The sequence below is a fragment of the Actinomadura sp. ATCC 39365 genome, assembly GCF_054392275.1.
In genome coordinates, this window is the sequence record NZ_CP184335.1 from 1,845,712 (window position 1) to 1,857,402 (window position 11,691).

The 11,691-nt window shown below is 72.5% G+C and carries 13 protein-coding genes; 7 read left to right on the forward strand and 6 right to left on the reverse strand.

Going from position 1 to position 11,691, the window contains the following annotated elements; all coding sequences use genetic code 11:
• Positions 1–3: 3 nt before the first annotated feature.
• Positions 4–795, reverse strand: coding sequence for a maleylpyruvate isomerase N-terminal domain-containing protein (locus ACNF49_RS09440; RefSeq protein ID WP_357985379.1), 792 nt, complete (start codon positions 793–795; stop codon positions 4–6).
• Between the two features lie 110 nt (positions 796–905).
• On the opposite strand from ACNF49_RS09440, the gene ACNF49_RS09445 reads away from it, so the two are divergent.
• Both ACNF49_RS09445 and ACNF49_RS09450 read left to right on the forward strand, forming a co-directional pair.
• Entirely contained in the window at positions 906–1,454 is a 549-nt protein-coding gene (locus tag ACNF49_RS09445) for a TetR/AcrR family transcriptional regulator (RefSeq protein ID WP_482943448.1), read from the forward strand.
• Positions 1,438–1,857, forward strand: a complete 420-nt coding sequence (locus ACNF49_RS09450) for a DUF5360 family protein (RefSeq protein WP_482943449.1) — start codon at positions 1,438–1,440, stop codon at positions 1,855–1,857. Before ACNF49_RS09445 ends, ACNF49_RS09450 begins: the two co-directional genes overlap by 17 nt.
• Here the strand turns inward: ACNF49_RS09450 and ACNF49_RS09455 are convergent.
• Positions 1,808–2,290: a VOC family protein gene (locus ACNF49_RS09455; RefSeq protein ID WP_482943450.1), complete on the reverse strand. Its 483-nt coding sequence runs from the start codon at positions 2,288–2,290 to the stop codon at positions 1,808–1,810. The genes ACNF49_RS09450 and ACNF49_RS09455 overlap by 50 nt on opposite strands.
• A gap of 87 nt (positions 2,291–2,377) precedes the next feature.
• Here ACNF49_RS09455 and ACNF49_RS09460 point away from each other — a divergent pair, with 87 nt between their 5' ends.
• A complete protein-coding gene (locus ACNF49_RS09460) occupies positions 2,378–3,385 on the forward strand; it encodes a helix-turn-helix transcriptional regulator (RefSeq protein WP_482943451.1) in 1,008 nt (335 codons plus the stop codon).
• Here the strand turns inward: ACNF49_RS09460 and ACNF49_RS09465 are convergent.
• On the reverse strand, positions 3,294–4,079 hold the full coding sequence (locus tag ACNF49_RS09465) for an alpha/beta fold hydrolase (RefSeq protein WP_482943452.1): 786 nt from the start codon (positions 4,077–4,079) through the stop codon (positions 3,294–3,296). The genes ACNF49_RS09460 and ACNF49_RS09465 overlap by 92 nt on opposite strands.
• Positions 4,080–4,148: 69 nt before the next feature.
• On the opposite strand from ACNF49_RS09465, the gene ACNF49_RS09470 reads away from it, so the two are divergent.
• A complete protein-coding gene (locus ACNF49_RS09470) occupies positions 4,149–4,781 on the forward strand; it encodes a TetR/AcrR family transcriptional regulator (RefSeq protein ID WP_482943453.1) in 633 nt (210 codons plus the stop codon).
• Positions 4,778–6,196, forward strand: a complete 1,419-nt coding sequence (locus ACNF49_RS09475; protein ID WP_357985358.1) for an MFS transporter — start codon at positions 4,778–4,780, stop codon at positions 6,194–6,196. Before ACNF49_RS09470 ends, ACNF49_RS09475 begins: the two co-directional genes overlap by 4 nt.
• Positions 6,197–6,409: 213 nt before the next feature.
• On the opposite strand, the gene ACNF49_RS09480 is transcribed toward ACNF49_RS09475, so the two are convergent.
• Positions 6,410–7,333, reverse strand: a complete 924-nt coding sequence (locus ACNF49_RS09480; RefSeq protein WP_482943454.1) for a DUF5996 family protein — start codon at positions 7,331–7,333, stop codon at positions 6,410–6,412.
• Positions 7,334–7,441: 108 nt separating this feature from the next.
• Here ACNF49_RS09480 and ACNF49_RS09485 point away from each other — a divergent pair, with 108 nt between their 5' ends.
• Entirely contained in the window at positions 7,442–7,840 is a 399-nt protein-coding gene (locus ACNF49_RS09485; protein ID WP_357985352.1) for a MerR family transcriptional regulator, read from the forward strand.
• On the opposite strand, the gene ACNF49_RS09490 is transcribed toward ACNF49_RS09485, so the two are convergent.
• Positions 7,827–9,026, reverse strand: coding sequence for a hypothetical protein (locus ACNF49_RS09490; RefSeq protein ID WP_482943455.1), 1,200 nt, complete (start codon positions 9,024–9,026; stop codon positions 7,827–7,829). The genes ACNF49_RS09485 and ACNF49_RS09490 overlap by 14 nt on opposite strands.
• 112 nt (positions 9,027–9,138) lie before the next feature.
• Positions 9,139–10,671, reverse strand: coding sequence for a dolichyl-phosphate-mannose--protein mannosyltransferase (locus ACNF49_RS09495; RefSeq protein ID WP_482943456.1), 1,533 nt, complete (start codon positions 10,669–10,671; stop codon positions 9,139–9,141).
• Positions 10,672–10,848: 177 nt separating this feature from the next.
• Between ACNF49_RS09495 and rsmI the strand changes: the two genes are divergently transcribed.
• A complete protein-coding gene (rsmI, locus tag ACNF49_RS09500; RefSeq protein WP_352353055.1) occupies positions 10,849–11,691 on the forward strand; it encodes a 16S rRNA (cytidine(1402)-2'-O)-methyltransferase in 843 nt (280 codons plus the stop codon).

Below are 11,691 nucleotides of genomic sequence, written 5' to 3' on the forward strand. Positions count from 1 at the left end.
GGCTCACACGGGTGGGACGAGCGTGAAGTAGCGGTCGAGCAGGGCCCGGTCGCCGCGTACGTCGAGCCGGTCGGCGGGCAGCCGGTGCCACAGGTGCAGCAGCAGGTCGGAGGCCGTTCCGGCGAGCTCGACCGCGCCCTTTGAGTCGCCGGTGAGCCGGACGTCGTCGCCGTCGAAGCACACCGCCCACCTCCCTGGCCCGTCGCTCTGGCGGAACAGGTAGCGCTCGCCCTCGCCGGGCGGGGCCTGCGTCCAGGAGCGGCGGGCCGGGGCCATCACCTCGAAGACCTGGGTGACGGCGTCGGCGGCGAACGCGGCGTCGATCGGGGCGGCCGGGCCGAGCGCGTTCTCGGCGTCCCAGCGGTGGACGGCCGCCTCGATGGCCTGCATACGCTGCCAGAACCCGACGGTCTGCGCCGCGGACCACGTCCAGGCGGGGTCGTCGGGGGAGGCGGCGGAGAAGCGCGCTCCGAGACGCGCGGCGCCCTCGGCGAACCAGTCGAGCACGGCCGGGGGCACCGGCCCGGTGTTGGGCGCGCGGTCGGGGTGGGGCCAGTCGCCGAAGTCCGCCGGCAGGCCGAGCACGGCGACGTCGGCGGGGTCGGGCAGCCCGGGAAGACGGTCGTCGATGACCGCGTGCACGTGCCGGTGCACCGCGCCCAGGTGGATGACCAGGTCGGCGACCGACCACCCGGGACAGGACGGCACGAGGGGCGCGCCGCCCGCCGAGGTCGCCCGCCGCGCGGCCGCCTCGAACGCCCGCACCTCCCGGTGGAAGTGCGCGACATGATCCATGAGCTCGCTCCGATCGGCCGGGGGCGGATGTCGGATCTCGGGGTCGGACGAAGTTATGCGCGGGACGGATCGGCTCGAAACTATACCGGTCAGCCGGTACAGTAACGGCCATGCCACGACCCAGTTCCAAGGACCGGCTGCTCGACGCCGCCGCCGACGTGCTGCTGACGGAAGGCGCGGAGTCGCTGACGCTGGAGGCGGTCGCCCGGCGGGCGGGCGTCTCCAAGGGCGGCCTGTTCTACCACTTCCCGACCAAGCAGGCCCTGGTCGCCGCCATGGTCGCGCGGCTGACCGACGCCTTCGACCAGGCGCTGGCGGCGGCCGGCGGACGGCCGGGCGACTTCCTGAGAGCGTACGTGCGGGCCACGATCCCCGAGCGGCACACCGCCTGCGTCCCGGCCGACCGGGTCACCGTCGCGCTCCTGGCGGGCGTGCTGGTCGACCCGGCCGGGCTGGAGCCGCTGCGCGAGCGGTTCGCGGCCTGGCAGGCCCGGCTGGCCGACGACGGCATCGACCCGGCCGCCGCGACAGCCGTCCGGCTGGCGGTGGACGGCTGGTGGGCCGCCCGCCTGCTCGGCCTCGGCGAACCCGGCCCCGGCCTGCACGAACCCGCCCGCCGCTACCTGATGGAGGCCATCGACCGTGCTGCGCGCGACTAAGGCGTTGATGGTGCTGACGGATCTCGGCTTCGTGGCCTACTTCACGGTCACCGGCCTCGGCCTGATCCCGCCCGAATGGGCCTTCGCCGACTATGCCGATCCGCTGATGGCCGACTGGAACTGGTCGTTCCTCTGGATCGACCTCCTGGCCAGCGCCACCGGCCTGACCAGCCTGTGGCTGCTGCGCCGGCGCTCGCCCGCGGGCGAGCCGCTGATGCTGGTCTCGCTGGTGCTGACGGCGGCCTCGGGGCTGATGGCGATCGCGTTCTGGACGCTGCGCGGCGACTTCTCGCCCGCCTGGTGGATCCCCAACCTCTACCTGCTGCTCTTCCCGCTGCCGGCGATCGCCGCGCTCACCGCCCGGGGAAGAATTCCGCGCTCTGGACGTATTCCATCGCCCTGACGAACCCGGGGTCGGCCAGCCGGCGCTCCGCCTCCTCGGCGGAGACGTCCTCGACGTGGGTCTGGATCCACCACAGGTTGCCCCAGGGGTCGCGCACCCGGCCGACGAGGTCGCCGAAGAACAGGTGCGTGACGTCGGTGACGGACGTGCCGCCCGCCTCGACCGCGCGGCGGTGGACGGCCTCGGCGTCGGGCACGTACAGGCGGAGCAGGCCGGGTGTCGAGGGCCATTCGGGCCGGGCGTCGAACAGCATCACCACGGCGTTCCCGATCCGCACCTCGGCGTGCTGGACCTCGCCGTCCGGGCCGGTCATCCGGCCCAGCTCGACGGCGTCGAAGGCGGCTTCGAGCCAGTCGATCAGCCCGGCGGTGTCCCGCGAGACGATCCACGGCGTCACGCTGGTGTAGCCCTCGGGGATGGGGTTGACGGTCATGATGTGCCTCCTCGATCGGTGCGTCGAGACGACGTTATGAGGCCAGTAGGTCAATTCCTGTCCTACATGGGCGGCATTCTTGGACGCATGACGTCCTTGCGGTTGCTGAGCCTGCTGTCCCTGCTCCAGACCCCGCGCGAATGGCCGGGCGGCGAGCTGGCCGAACGGCTCGGGGTCAGCCGCCGCACGGTCCGGCGCGACGTCGAGCGGCTGCGCGACCTCGGCTACCCGGTGGTGGCCACCATGGGCGCGGACGGCGGCTACCGGCTGGTCGCGGGCGCGGCCATGCCGCCGCTGCTGCTGGACGACGAGGAGGCCGTCGCCATCGCCGTGGGCCTGGTCACCGCGGCCCGGCATCCCGTGCAGGGCATCGAGGAGGCGTCGGTGCGCGCGCTGGCCAAGCTGGAGCAGGTGCTGCCGTCCCGGCTGCGCCACCGGGTGGCCTCGCTCGGCGCCGCGACCGTCCCGCTGCCCGGCGCCGAGGGGTTCGACGTCGATCCGGGCCGGCTCACGACGCTGGCCATGGCCGTCGCCAACCGTGAACGGGTGCGGTTCCGGTACCTGGCGGCCGACGGCGCGCGGAGTGCCCGGCTGGTGGACCCGTACCGGCTGGTGGCCGCCGGACGGCGGTGGTACCTGCTGGCCCACGACCACGACCGGGACGACCGGCGGCTCTTCCGCGTCGACCGCATCGACGACGTACGGGCCACGGGCGCCCGGATCACCACGATCGAGCCGGCGGACCCCGCCGCGTACGTCGCCGCCAAGCTCTACTCGGGCGCGCCCACGTACGAGGCGGTCGTGACCCTGCACGCGCCCGCCGAGGCCGTGGCCCGCGTGATCCCCGGCGAGGTCACCCCGCTGGACGCGGACACCTGCCTCCTGCGCGCCTCCGCCGACACCCTGGACTGGCTGGCCTTCCGGCTGATCACGCTCGGCTGCGAGTTCGAGGCGCACGAGCCGCCCGAGCTCGTCGCACACCTGCAGGGGCTGGCCGCCCGCCTCACCCGCGCGAGCGCGCCAGGAACTCCAGCACCAGCGGGCTCGCCACCTCCCGGAACTCCTCGAAGTAGGCGTGCCGCGCCCCCTCGATGAGCCGCAGCTCCGCCCCCGGGATCCGCCCGGCCAGCAGCGGGGCGTTGGCGGCCGGGTTGAACACGTCGTCGGTGCCGTGCACGACCAGCGTCGGCGCGGTGATGCCGGGCAGCACGGCCCAGGCGTCGTGCCCGGCGCTGGCGGCCAGGTGGCGGCGGCGGGCGTGGGCGGGCATGCCCGGATCGCCCACCGTCCGGTACGGCCCCGGATGCGTGGCCAGCCAGCCCGGCGTGTACATCAGCTCCAGCAGCGCCCGCCCGGCGGCGGCCCGGTCGGGTTGCGCGAGCGCCCTGCGCACGTCGGCGCCGCGTTCGAGGCCGTGGACGCCGCCGGGTGAGGTGCAGCCGAGCACCAGCGCCCCCACCCGGCCGGGATGGTCGGCGGCCAGCCACTGGGCCACCCGGCCGCCCATCGACGTGCCGTAGACGTCGGCGCGGGCGACGCCCAGCTCGTCGAGCACGGTCAGCACGTCTTCGGCGAACCCGCGGGTGGTGTAGGGCTCGTCGGGCTTGTCGCTGTCGCCGGTGCCGCGGTAGTCGAAGGTGATCGTGCGGTGGGCGCGGTCGAAGTCGTCGCGGACCGGGTCCCACCAGCGGTGGTCGTTGGCCTGGCCCTGGAGCAGCACGAGCGCGGGGCCGCTGCCGCGGACCTGGTAGGACAGCTTGACGCCGCCCGTCGTCATGGCGAAAGGCACGCCTTCGATGGTGCCACGGCGACACTCGTGCCCTTGACGGAGTGAGTACTCACTCCGTACTGTGAAGGCATGACGAACGAGACGAGCCGGCGGAGAGCGCCGGCGATGAGCCCGGAACGACGCCGCGAGATGATCGTGAAGGCCGCCCTCCCCCTGGTGGTGGAGTACGGCACCTCCGTGACCACCGCCCAGGTCGCCCGCGCGGCCGGCATCGGCGAGGGCACGATCTTCCGCGCCTTCGGCGACAAGGAGGCGCTGCTCGCCGCCTGCATGGCCGAGGCGCTGCGCCCCGACGACACCCTCGCCCACGTGTCCGCGATCTCCCTCGACCTGCCGCTGGGCGACCGGCTGGTGGAGGCCGCCGAGGCGCTGCGCGGCTACCTGGCCAGGATGGGCGCGGTCGCGGGCGCCCTGGCCACCACCGGCGGCCTGCACCGCCCCGACCCCGGAGGCGAGGCCCGAGCCGCCGAGGGCGGCGGGCGGCCCGTGTCCGGGCGGGAGCAGTCGATGGCGGCCTCCCGCGAGGCCCTGGCCGGGCTGTTCGAGCCCGAGCGCGACCGGCTCAGGCTGGCCCCCGAGCGCCTGGCTGAGGCGTTCCAGTTCATGGTGATGGCGGCCGGCCGCGGCCCGTCCCCGCTGAGCTCGGAAGAGCTGGTGGACCTGTTCCTGAACGGCGCGCTCGGGGCGGGCGAACGCCTTTGACCGACCTCTACGAGGACCTCGCGCCCCGCCGCCGCACGGCGGTCACCTTCGCCTTACTCGGCTGCGCCTTCCTGGGCATGCTCGACGGCACCGTCGTCGGCACCGCGCTCCCGCGCATCGTCGCGCAGGTCGGCGGCACCACCTCCTGGTACGTCTGGCTGATCACCGCCTACCTGCTCACCTCGTCGGTGAGCGTCCCCATCTACGGCCGCTTCTCCGACCTGTACGGCCGCCGCCGCCTCCTCCTCTCCGGCATCGCGATCTTCCTGACCGGCTCCCTGGCCTGCGGGCTCGCCGGCTCGATGGAGGTCCTGATCGTCAGCAGGGCCGTCCAGGGGGTCGGCGCGGGCGCGCTGCTCACCCTGGGCATGGCCCTGATCCGCGACCTCCATCCGCCGCACCGGACGGAGGGCCTGATCCGCATGCAGACCCTGCTGGCCGCCATGATGATCGTCGGGATGGTCGGCGGGCCGCTGCTCGGGGGCCTGCTCGCCGACCACGCGGGCTGGCGCTGGGCGTTCCTGGTCAACCTGCCCGCCGGGGCGCTCGCGGCCACGCTGATCGCGCTGCTCCTGCCCGACCGGCGTCCGCCGCGCAGCTCGGGCAGGCTCGACGCGGCCGGGATCGCGCTGCTCACCGCGGGCCTGTCGCTGGTGCTGGTCGGCCTGAGCCTCAAGGGCAACACCGGCCGCGGCTGGAGCGACCCGGCCGTGCTCGGCTCGCTGCTCGGCGGGGTGGCGCTGCTGGTCGCGCTCGTCCCCGTCGAGCGGCGGGCGGACACGCCGGTGCTGCCGCCGCGGCTGATGCGCCGCCGCACGTACGCGGCGCTGCTCGCGGGCGGGTTCTTCTTCCAGGTGGCGGGGCTGCCCGCGGGCGTGCTGCTGCCGCTGTACCTCCAGCACGTACGCGCCTACTCGGCCACGGTCTCCGGCCTGCTGCTGCTCCCGATGCTGGTGGGCATGATCGCGGGGAACCGGCTGACGGCCGTCCTCGTGCTGCGTTCCGGCCGGACCAGGCCGGTGTTGCTGACCGGGGCCGCGCTGGTCACCGCCGGCACCATCGCCTTCGCCGCGCTCGGCCCGCGCACCTCGCCGTACCTGGTCGGGGTCTGGCTGCTGCTCGTGGGTCTCGGCACGGGCCCGGCCATGGGCGGGCTCACCATCGCCACGCAGAGCAGCGTCCCGCACGCCGACATGGGCACGGCCACCGCGGGCTCGGCGTTGTCGAAGCAGCTCGGCGGCTCCTTCGGCCTGGCCTGCGCCCAGTCGCTCATCGGCGCGCAGGTCGGTGCGGCGGCCGTGGGCTCCACCGTCGCCTGGACCGGCGGTGTCGCGGGCCTGCTGGCCTTCGCCGTCCTGTTGCTGGTCCGCGAGAACGGGCTCCCGTCCCGGCAGCCGGCCGCCGTCCGGGCCTGAGCGGAATCGGGGGAAACGCGGGAATGTTCCTGGGGGAGCCCCCGTTACATAGACCGTGGCCGGTGTGTCCAGTGTCCCCGGGCCTCACCTATTGCCTTCGCGGACTACCGTTCGGCTGGAGCCGCGTTGTGCCTTTCGCCGAGAGGCGACCTGCACACCGGTACACGCACACGTGGAAGCCCGCCCTCTCCGGAGGGCGGGCTTTCGCGTCGTTCACGCCGGGCGGTTCTTCACGTAGTACGGGTCGGTGATGCCGCCGGGGCAGGCCAGCTCCTCGGCGTCCAGGTGGGTCAGCTTGGCCCCGGCCTGGTAGGCGCTCTGCAGGAACTCCAGCACGCCCGCCACGGGATCGCCCATGGCCCGCACGTCGTCGTAGCGCAGCACGGCCAGATGGCTGCCGCGCGCGGGCAGCCACTCGGCCTGCTCGGGCAGCAGCGGCTCCAGCTCCAGCCCCTTCGGCTCCGGCGCCGTGTAGGAGTAGAACGCCGGCCAGGGCCGCTCCTTGTCGCCGAACCAGAACCCCGCGCTGATCACCTCCCGGCTGTACGCCTCGCGCGTGACCGGGTCGGCCTCCTCCGGCACCTCGGCCGGGCGTCCGGTGAAGCGGGTGACCGCGATGTCGAAGGTGTGCCAGAAGTGGTGCACCGGGCTGACCTTGCCGCCGAAGTCCGCGGCGAACCGGTCGAGCAGCTGCGCCACCTGCGACAGGATCCGCCAGTAGCGGTTGATCAGGATCGGGTCGTAGTGCGCGTGGCGGGTGTCCTCGGCGAACGGCGTCTCGTCGTCCAGGTCGTACGGCACCGCCCAGATCTCCGGCCGGATCCCCAGGTCGGCCAGCGTCTGGAAGAGCCGGGACTGGAAGGCGGCCACCGACAGCCCGATCATGCTGAACTCCGCGCTGCGGCCGTCCAGCACGTCGATCACCAGGCGGTGGCGGACGAGGTCGAAGTCCACGCAGAACAGCGGCTGCTCGGCGAGACCGCCCATGGGACGTGTCGTCAGGCCGCGCCCGGTCAGATGGAACGGCACCTGCCACCAATGGTTACGCCGGTTACTCACCGTCAGCCGGATTTTCCCGACGATCTGCGCGAAGCGGTGGAAGGTCTCCTTGGTGTCGGCCCACTCTTCGAATGGCATGGCCGGAAAGAGCTCCATGTGTCCATCGTAACTACGCTGCGTAACCATTCTTCGGGGGTCTCCGCTAATATCCGGCTTGAAGGGTGGTTCAAGTCGAGGAGCCGGGGCATGCGGGACACGTTGATCGACATTGGCGAGGTGGCCAGGCGTACCGGGCTGGCCGCGTCCGCGCTGCGCTTCTACGAGCGCAAGGGGCTCATCGAGGCCGAGGGCCGCAACGGCCTGCGCCGCGTCTACCTGCCCGAGACGCTGGACCGGCTGGCGCTGATCACCTGCGCCCGCGACGCCGGGTTCACGCTGTCGGAGATCGCCGAGTTCCTGCGCGCCCGGCCGGCGGACACGCGGTTGCGCGAGCGCATGGCCGCCAAGGAACGCGAGGTCGACCAGCGGGTGCGGCAGCTCACCCGGCTGCGCGACAGCCTGCGCCACGCGGCCGTGTGCGAGCACGACCCGCTGGTCGAGTGCCCCGAGTTCAAGCGCGCCGTGAAGGCCGTCAGCCAGAGCTGACGTACTTGCGCGGGCGCAGGGCGTGGGCGCGCAGCGCGGCCAGGGCCGCGTACTGGCCGGGCCGGTCCATCCGGACGACCAGGTCGTCGCTGTAGGCCAGGCCCAGCGCGGTGAGCTGGGAGACCAGGTCGGCGACCGGCGCGGTGACGTCGTCGAGGCTCGTGGCCGGGTGCCAGCCCTCGCCGCCCACCACCTCGGCCACCCGTTCGCGCAGCTCGGCGGGGGACATCAGGACGCCGTCGGCCAGCAGCATGAGCGTGGCCTCGCGGGCCGAGACCTCGAACTCGTGCTCACCCCTGGCCAGCAGCAGCCGGGTGATCGCCTCCCACATGGCCTCCGGCGAGCCCAGCAGGTGCCGGCCGTAGTCGGTGATGGCCAGCCGGGCGCCGTCGCGGCTGATCGCGCCGAGCTCGCGCTCGGCCAGCTCGCGCAGCCGCAGCGCCGCGGGCGAGGGGGCCAGCCGGAGCGGCAGGCTGCCCTCGGAGGCGGCCAGGGACAACAACTTGCGCAGGGCGGGCAGGGGCTGCGGGGTGACCGGCGCGTACAGGCGCACCTCGAACGGCTGCGCCAGCTCCCGCCTGGCCGGGCCGCGACCGAGCACCCAGCGGTTGAGCCGTTCGCCGTGCACGCGGTTGAGCCAGCTGTCGCCGCCCAGCTCGGCGCGGGGCTCGGTGAGCCAGCGGCGGGTGAGCGCGGTGCGGTCGATGTCGTCGCCGGCGACGATCGCCAGTTCGAGCGCCGCCGAGCAGGCCACGTGCGCGCCCAGCTCCTCCGGGCCCATGATCATGCTCCACTGCAGCTCGGGCACGTCGGGCGGGAGCACGCCCGTGGCCTCCAGGGCCTTCTGGTAGGCGCTGGTGCCGGCGTCCTCGCCCTCCTGGGCGTAGGTGCGCAGGATCTGCGCGGTGGTGGGGGACACGCACAGGGCGGCGTAACGTTCCATGCCGCCCAGTTGCAGCAGCCGTGCGAGCGAGCGGGACAGGCGTTCGTGGTCGCCTCCGGGCCGGAGCGGGCCGACCTTGATCGGAAGCGTGTACCAGAGGAACTCGCAGACGTCGAGCTGGGTCACCGTCTCCAGCGGTTCCCCACCCGTCAACCATTCGACGGCGGTCCTGGCCTCCTCGGCCAGGTCCGGCTGAGATCGCTCCAACTCGGCGAGAAGGGCGGTGACATCCGGTGCACTCATGCCTCGAAGTTTGCCGTATCGAACCCAGCTATGACGATGACCGAATGCGGTGCGTATTGGGTCTTGCACAGCGACTACCCTACGAAACCGATGTTTACCTACAGTGAGCGGGTCAGATCCATCGTTTGTCGAACAGCATCCGGGCCTTCCACTCGGTGTACGGGATCACCTCGGCGGACAGGATCGGGTGCAACCACCAGAAATTGATCAGAGCCAGCAGCGCGTACGCGCCGACCACCGCGGCCCCCAGCGTGCGGCGCATCGGCATGGCCCCGGTCTCCGTCGGCGTGGCTGGCCCGATGAGCAACCCGGCGCACAACGTCAGCGCCAGGATCATGAACGGCACCATGGGGATCGCGTAGAACAGGAACATCGTGCGGTTCTCGGAGATGGCGAAGTAGAACCAGGGCAGCCACCCCATCGCGTACGCCAGCAGCACCGCCCCCGCCCGCCAGTCGCGCGAGGAGACGTACCAGGCGATCAGGGCCACCAGCGCGGCCAGCGCGCCGAACCAGATCACCGGCGTGCCCACGCCGAGCACCGCCTCCGAGCAGTCCTTGGCCCCGCACACGTTCTGCTTGCCCTCGTAGAAGAAGGCCACCGGACGCAGCAGCAGCGGCCACTGCCACGGCTCCGACATGTACGGATGGGACGTCTCCAGCCCGTTGTGGAAGGTGAAGACCTGCCACTGGTACTGGACCCATGAGCGCATGGAGTCGAACAGGAAGAAGAAGGGGCCGGAGGAGGTGGCCTGGTCCCAGTTGCGGCCGTAGCCGCCCGCGGAGGCGAACCAGCCGGTCCAGGTGGCCATGTAGGCCAGGAAGGGGATGACGGTGAAGGACAGGACGGCGTGGGGGAGGTCTTTGTTCCAGGCTCCGGCGTAGGGGCGTTTGAGTCCGATGGCTCGGCGGGCGCCGAAGTCCCACATGAGGGACATGATGGCGAAGGCGACGGCGAAGGCGAGTCCGGACCATTTGACGGACATGGCGAAGGCGAGGCAGACGCCGGCGGCCAGGCGCCAGGGGCGGGCTCCGAGCCAGGGGCCGTGGGGTGAGACGGGTGAGTTCTCGTACCAGGCGACCAGCCGTTCGCGGGCGCGGTCGCGGTCGACCACCAGGCAGGCGAACGCGGCCAGCACCCAGAACATGAGGAACACGTCGAGCAGCGCGGTGCGCGAGAGCACGTAGTGGAGGCCGTCGAGGGCCAGCAGCAGGCCGGCGAAGCAGCCGAGCAGCGTGGAGCGGGTCATCCGGCGGGCCACCCGGGCCAGGACGAGGATCGACAACGTGCCGATCAGCGCCGCGGCGAACCGCCAGCCGAACGGGTTGAGCCCGAACAGCCACTCACCGGCGCCGATCATCCACTTGCCCAGCGGCGGATGCACCACGTACGAGGCGCACTTGTCGAGGGTCTCCTGCGTGCACGACTGCCAGATGTCGGTCTTCCCGGCCAGGATCGCCTTGTCCGCGTCTTTGATCGTGACGCGCTCGACGCCCCAGTTGATCAGGGAGAAGGCGTCCTTCATGTAGTAGGTCTCGTCGAAGACCACGGCGCGCGGGTGGCCCAGGTTGACGAAGCGCAGAATGCCGCCGAAGAGCGTGACCAGCAGCGGGCCGACCCACCCCCACAGGACGCTGCCGCGCATGGGGGGATCACCCGGTCACGCAGGGACCGCGTCTGCGATTGACTCTCGCCGACCTCCGGGTTGTCGTAGGCCTGGTACGGGGAATCGGTCACCGCCATTCGGACATCGTACGGGCCCCAAGCCGTTAGGTACTGCAAGAATCACGGTCTAATTGGTATGCCCTGCCACAATGGTCGGGTGACTGGAGAAGGCAGGTTGGTGCTGGCCGGAGCCCCCATCGGTCAGGCGGGTGACGTCTCGCCGCGGCTGCGGGAGGTGCTCGCCGGCGCCGACGTGGTGGCCGCCGAGGACACCAGACGGCTGCGCAGGCTCGCCACCGAGCTGGGCGTGGAGATCAGCGGCCGGGTGGTGTCCTACTACGACCAGAACGAGGCGGGGCGCGCCCAGGAGCTCGTCGAGGCGCTGAGACAGGGCCGCACGGTCGTGGTCATCACCGACGCCGGGATGCCCGGGGTGTCCGACCCCGGCTACCGCCTGACCCACCTCGCGGTCGAGGCGGGCATCACGGTGACCGCGCTGCCGGGGCCGAGCGCCGTCACCACGGCCCTCGCCGTGTCGGGGCTGGCCAGCGACAGGTTCTGCTTCGAGGGTTTCCCGCCGCGCAAGACCGGCGACCGGGCGCGGCGGCTGTCCGCGCTGGCGGCCGAGGAGCGGACGATGGTCTTCTTCGAGGCCCCCCACCGGCTGGCCGAGTCGCTGGGGGCGATGGCCGAGGCGTTCGGGCCCGATCGGCCCGCCGCCGTCTGCCGCGAGCTGACCAAGACGTACGAGGAGGTGCGCCGCGGCGGTCTCGGCGAGCTGGCCGAGTGGGCCGCGGGCGGCGTCAAGGGCGAGATCACCGTGGTCGTCGCGGGCCGCGTGCCGGGGGCGGGCGAGCCCGACATGGACGAGCTGGTCGCCGAGGTCGACCGCCGGGTGGCCGAGGGCGAGCAGCGGAAGATCGCCATCGCCGACGTGGCCAAGGGCGCGGGCGTGCCGAGACGCGAACTTTATGACCTGGTGCACAAACGCATAGGGTGA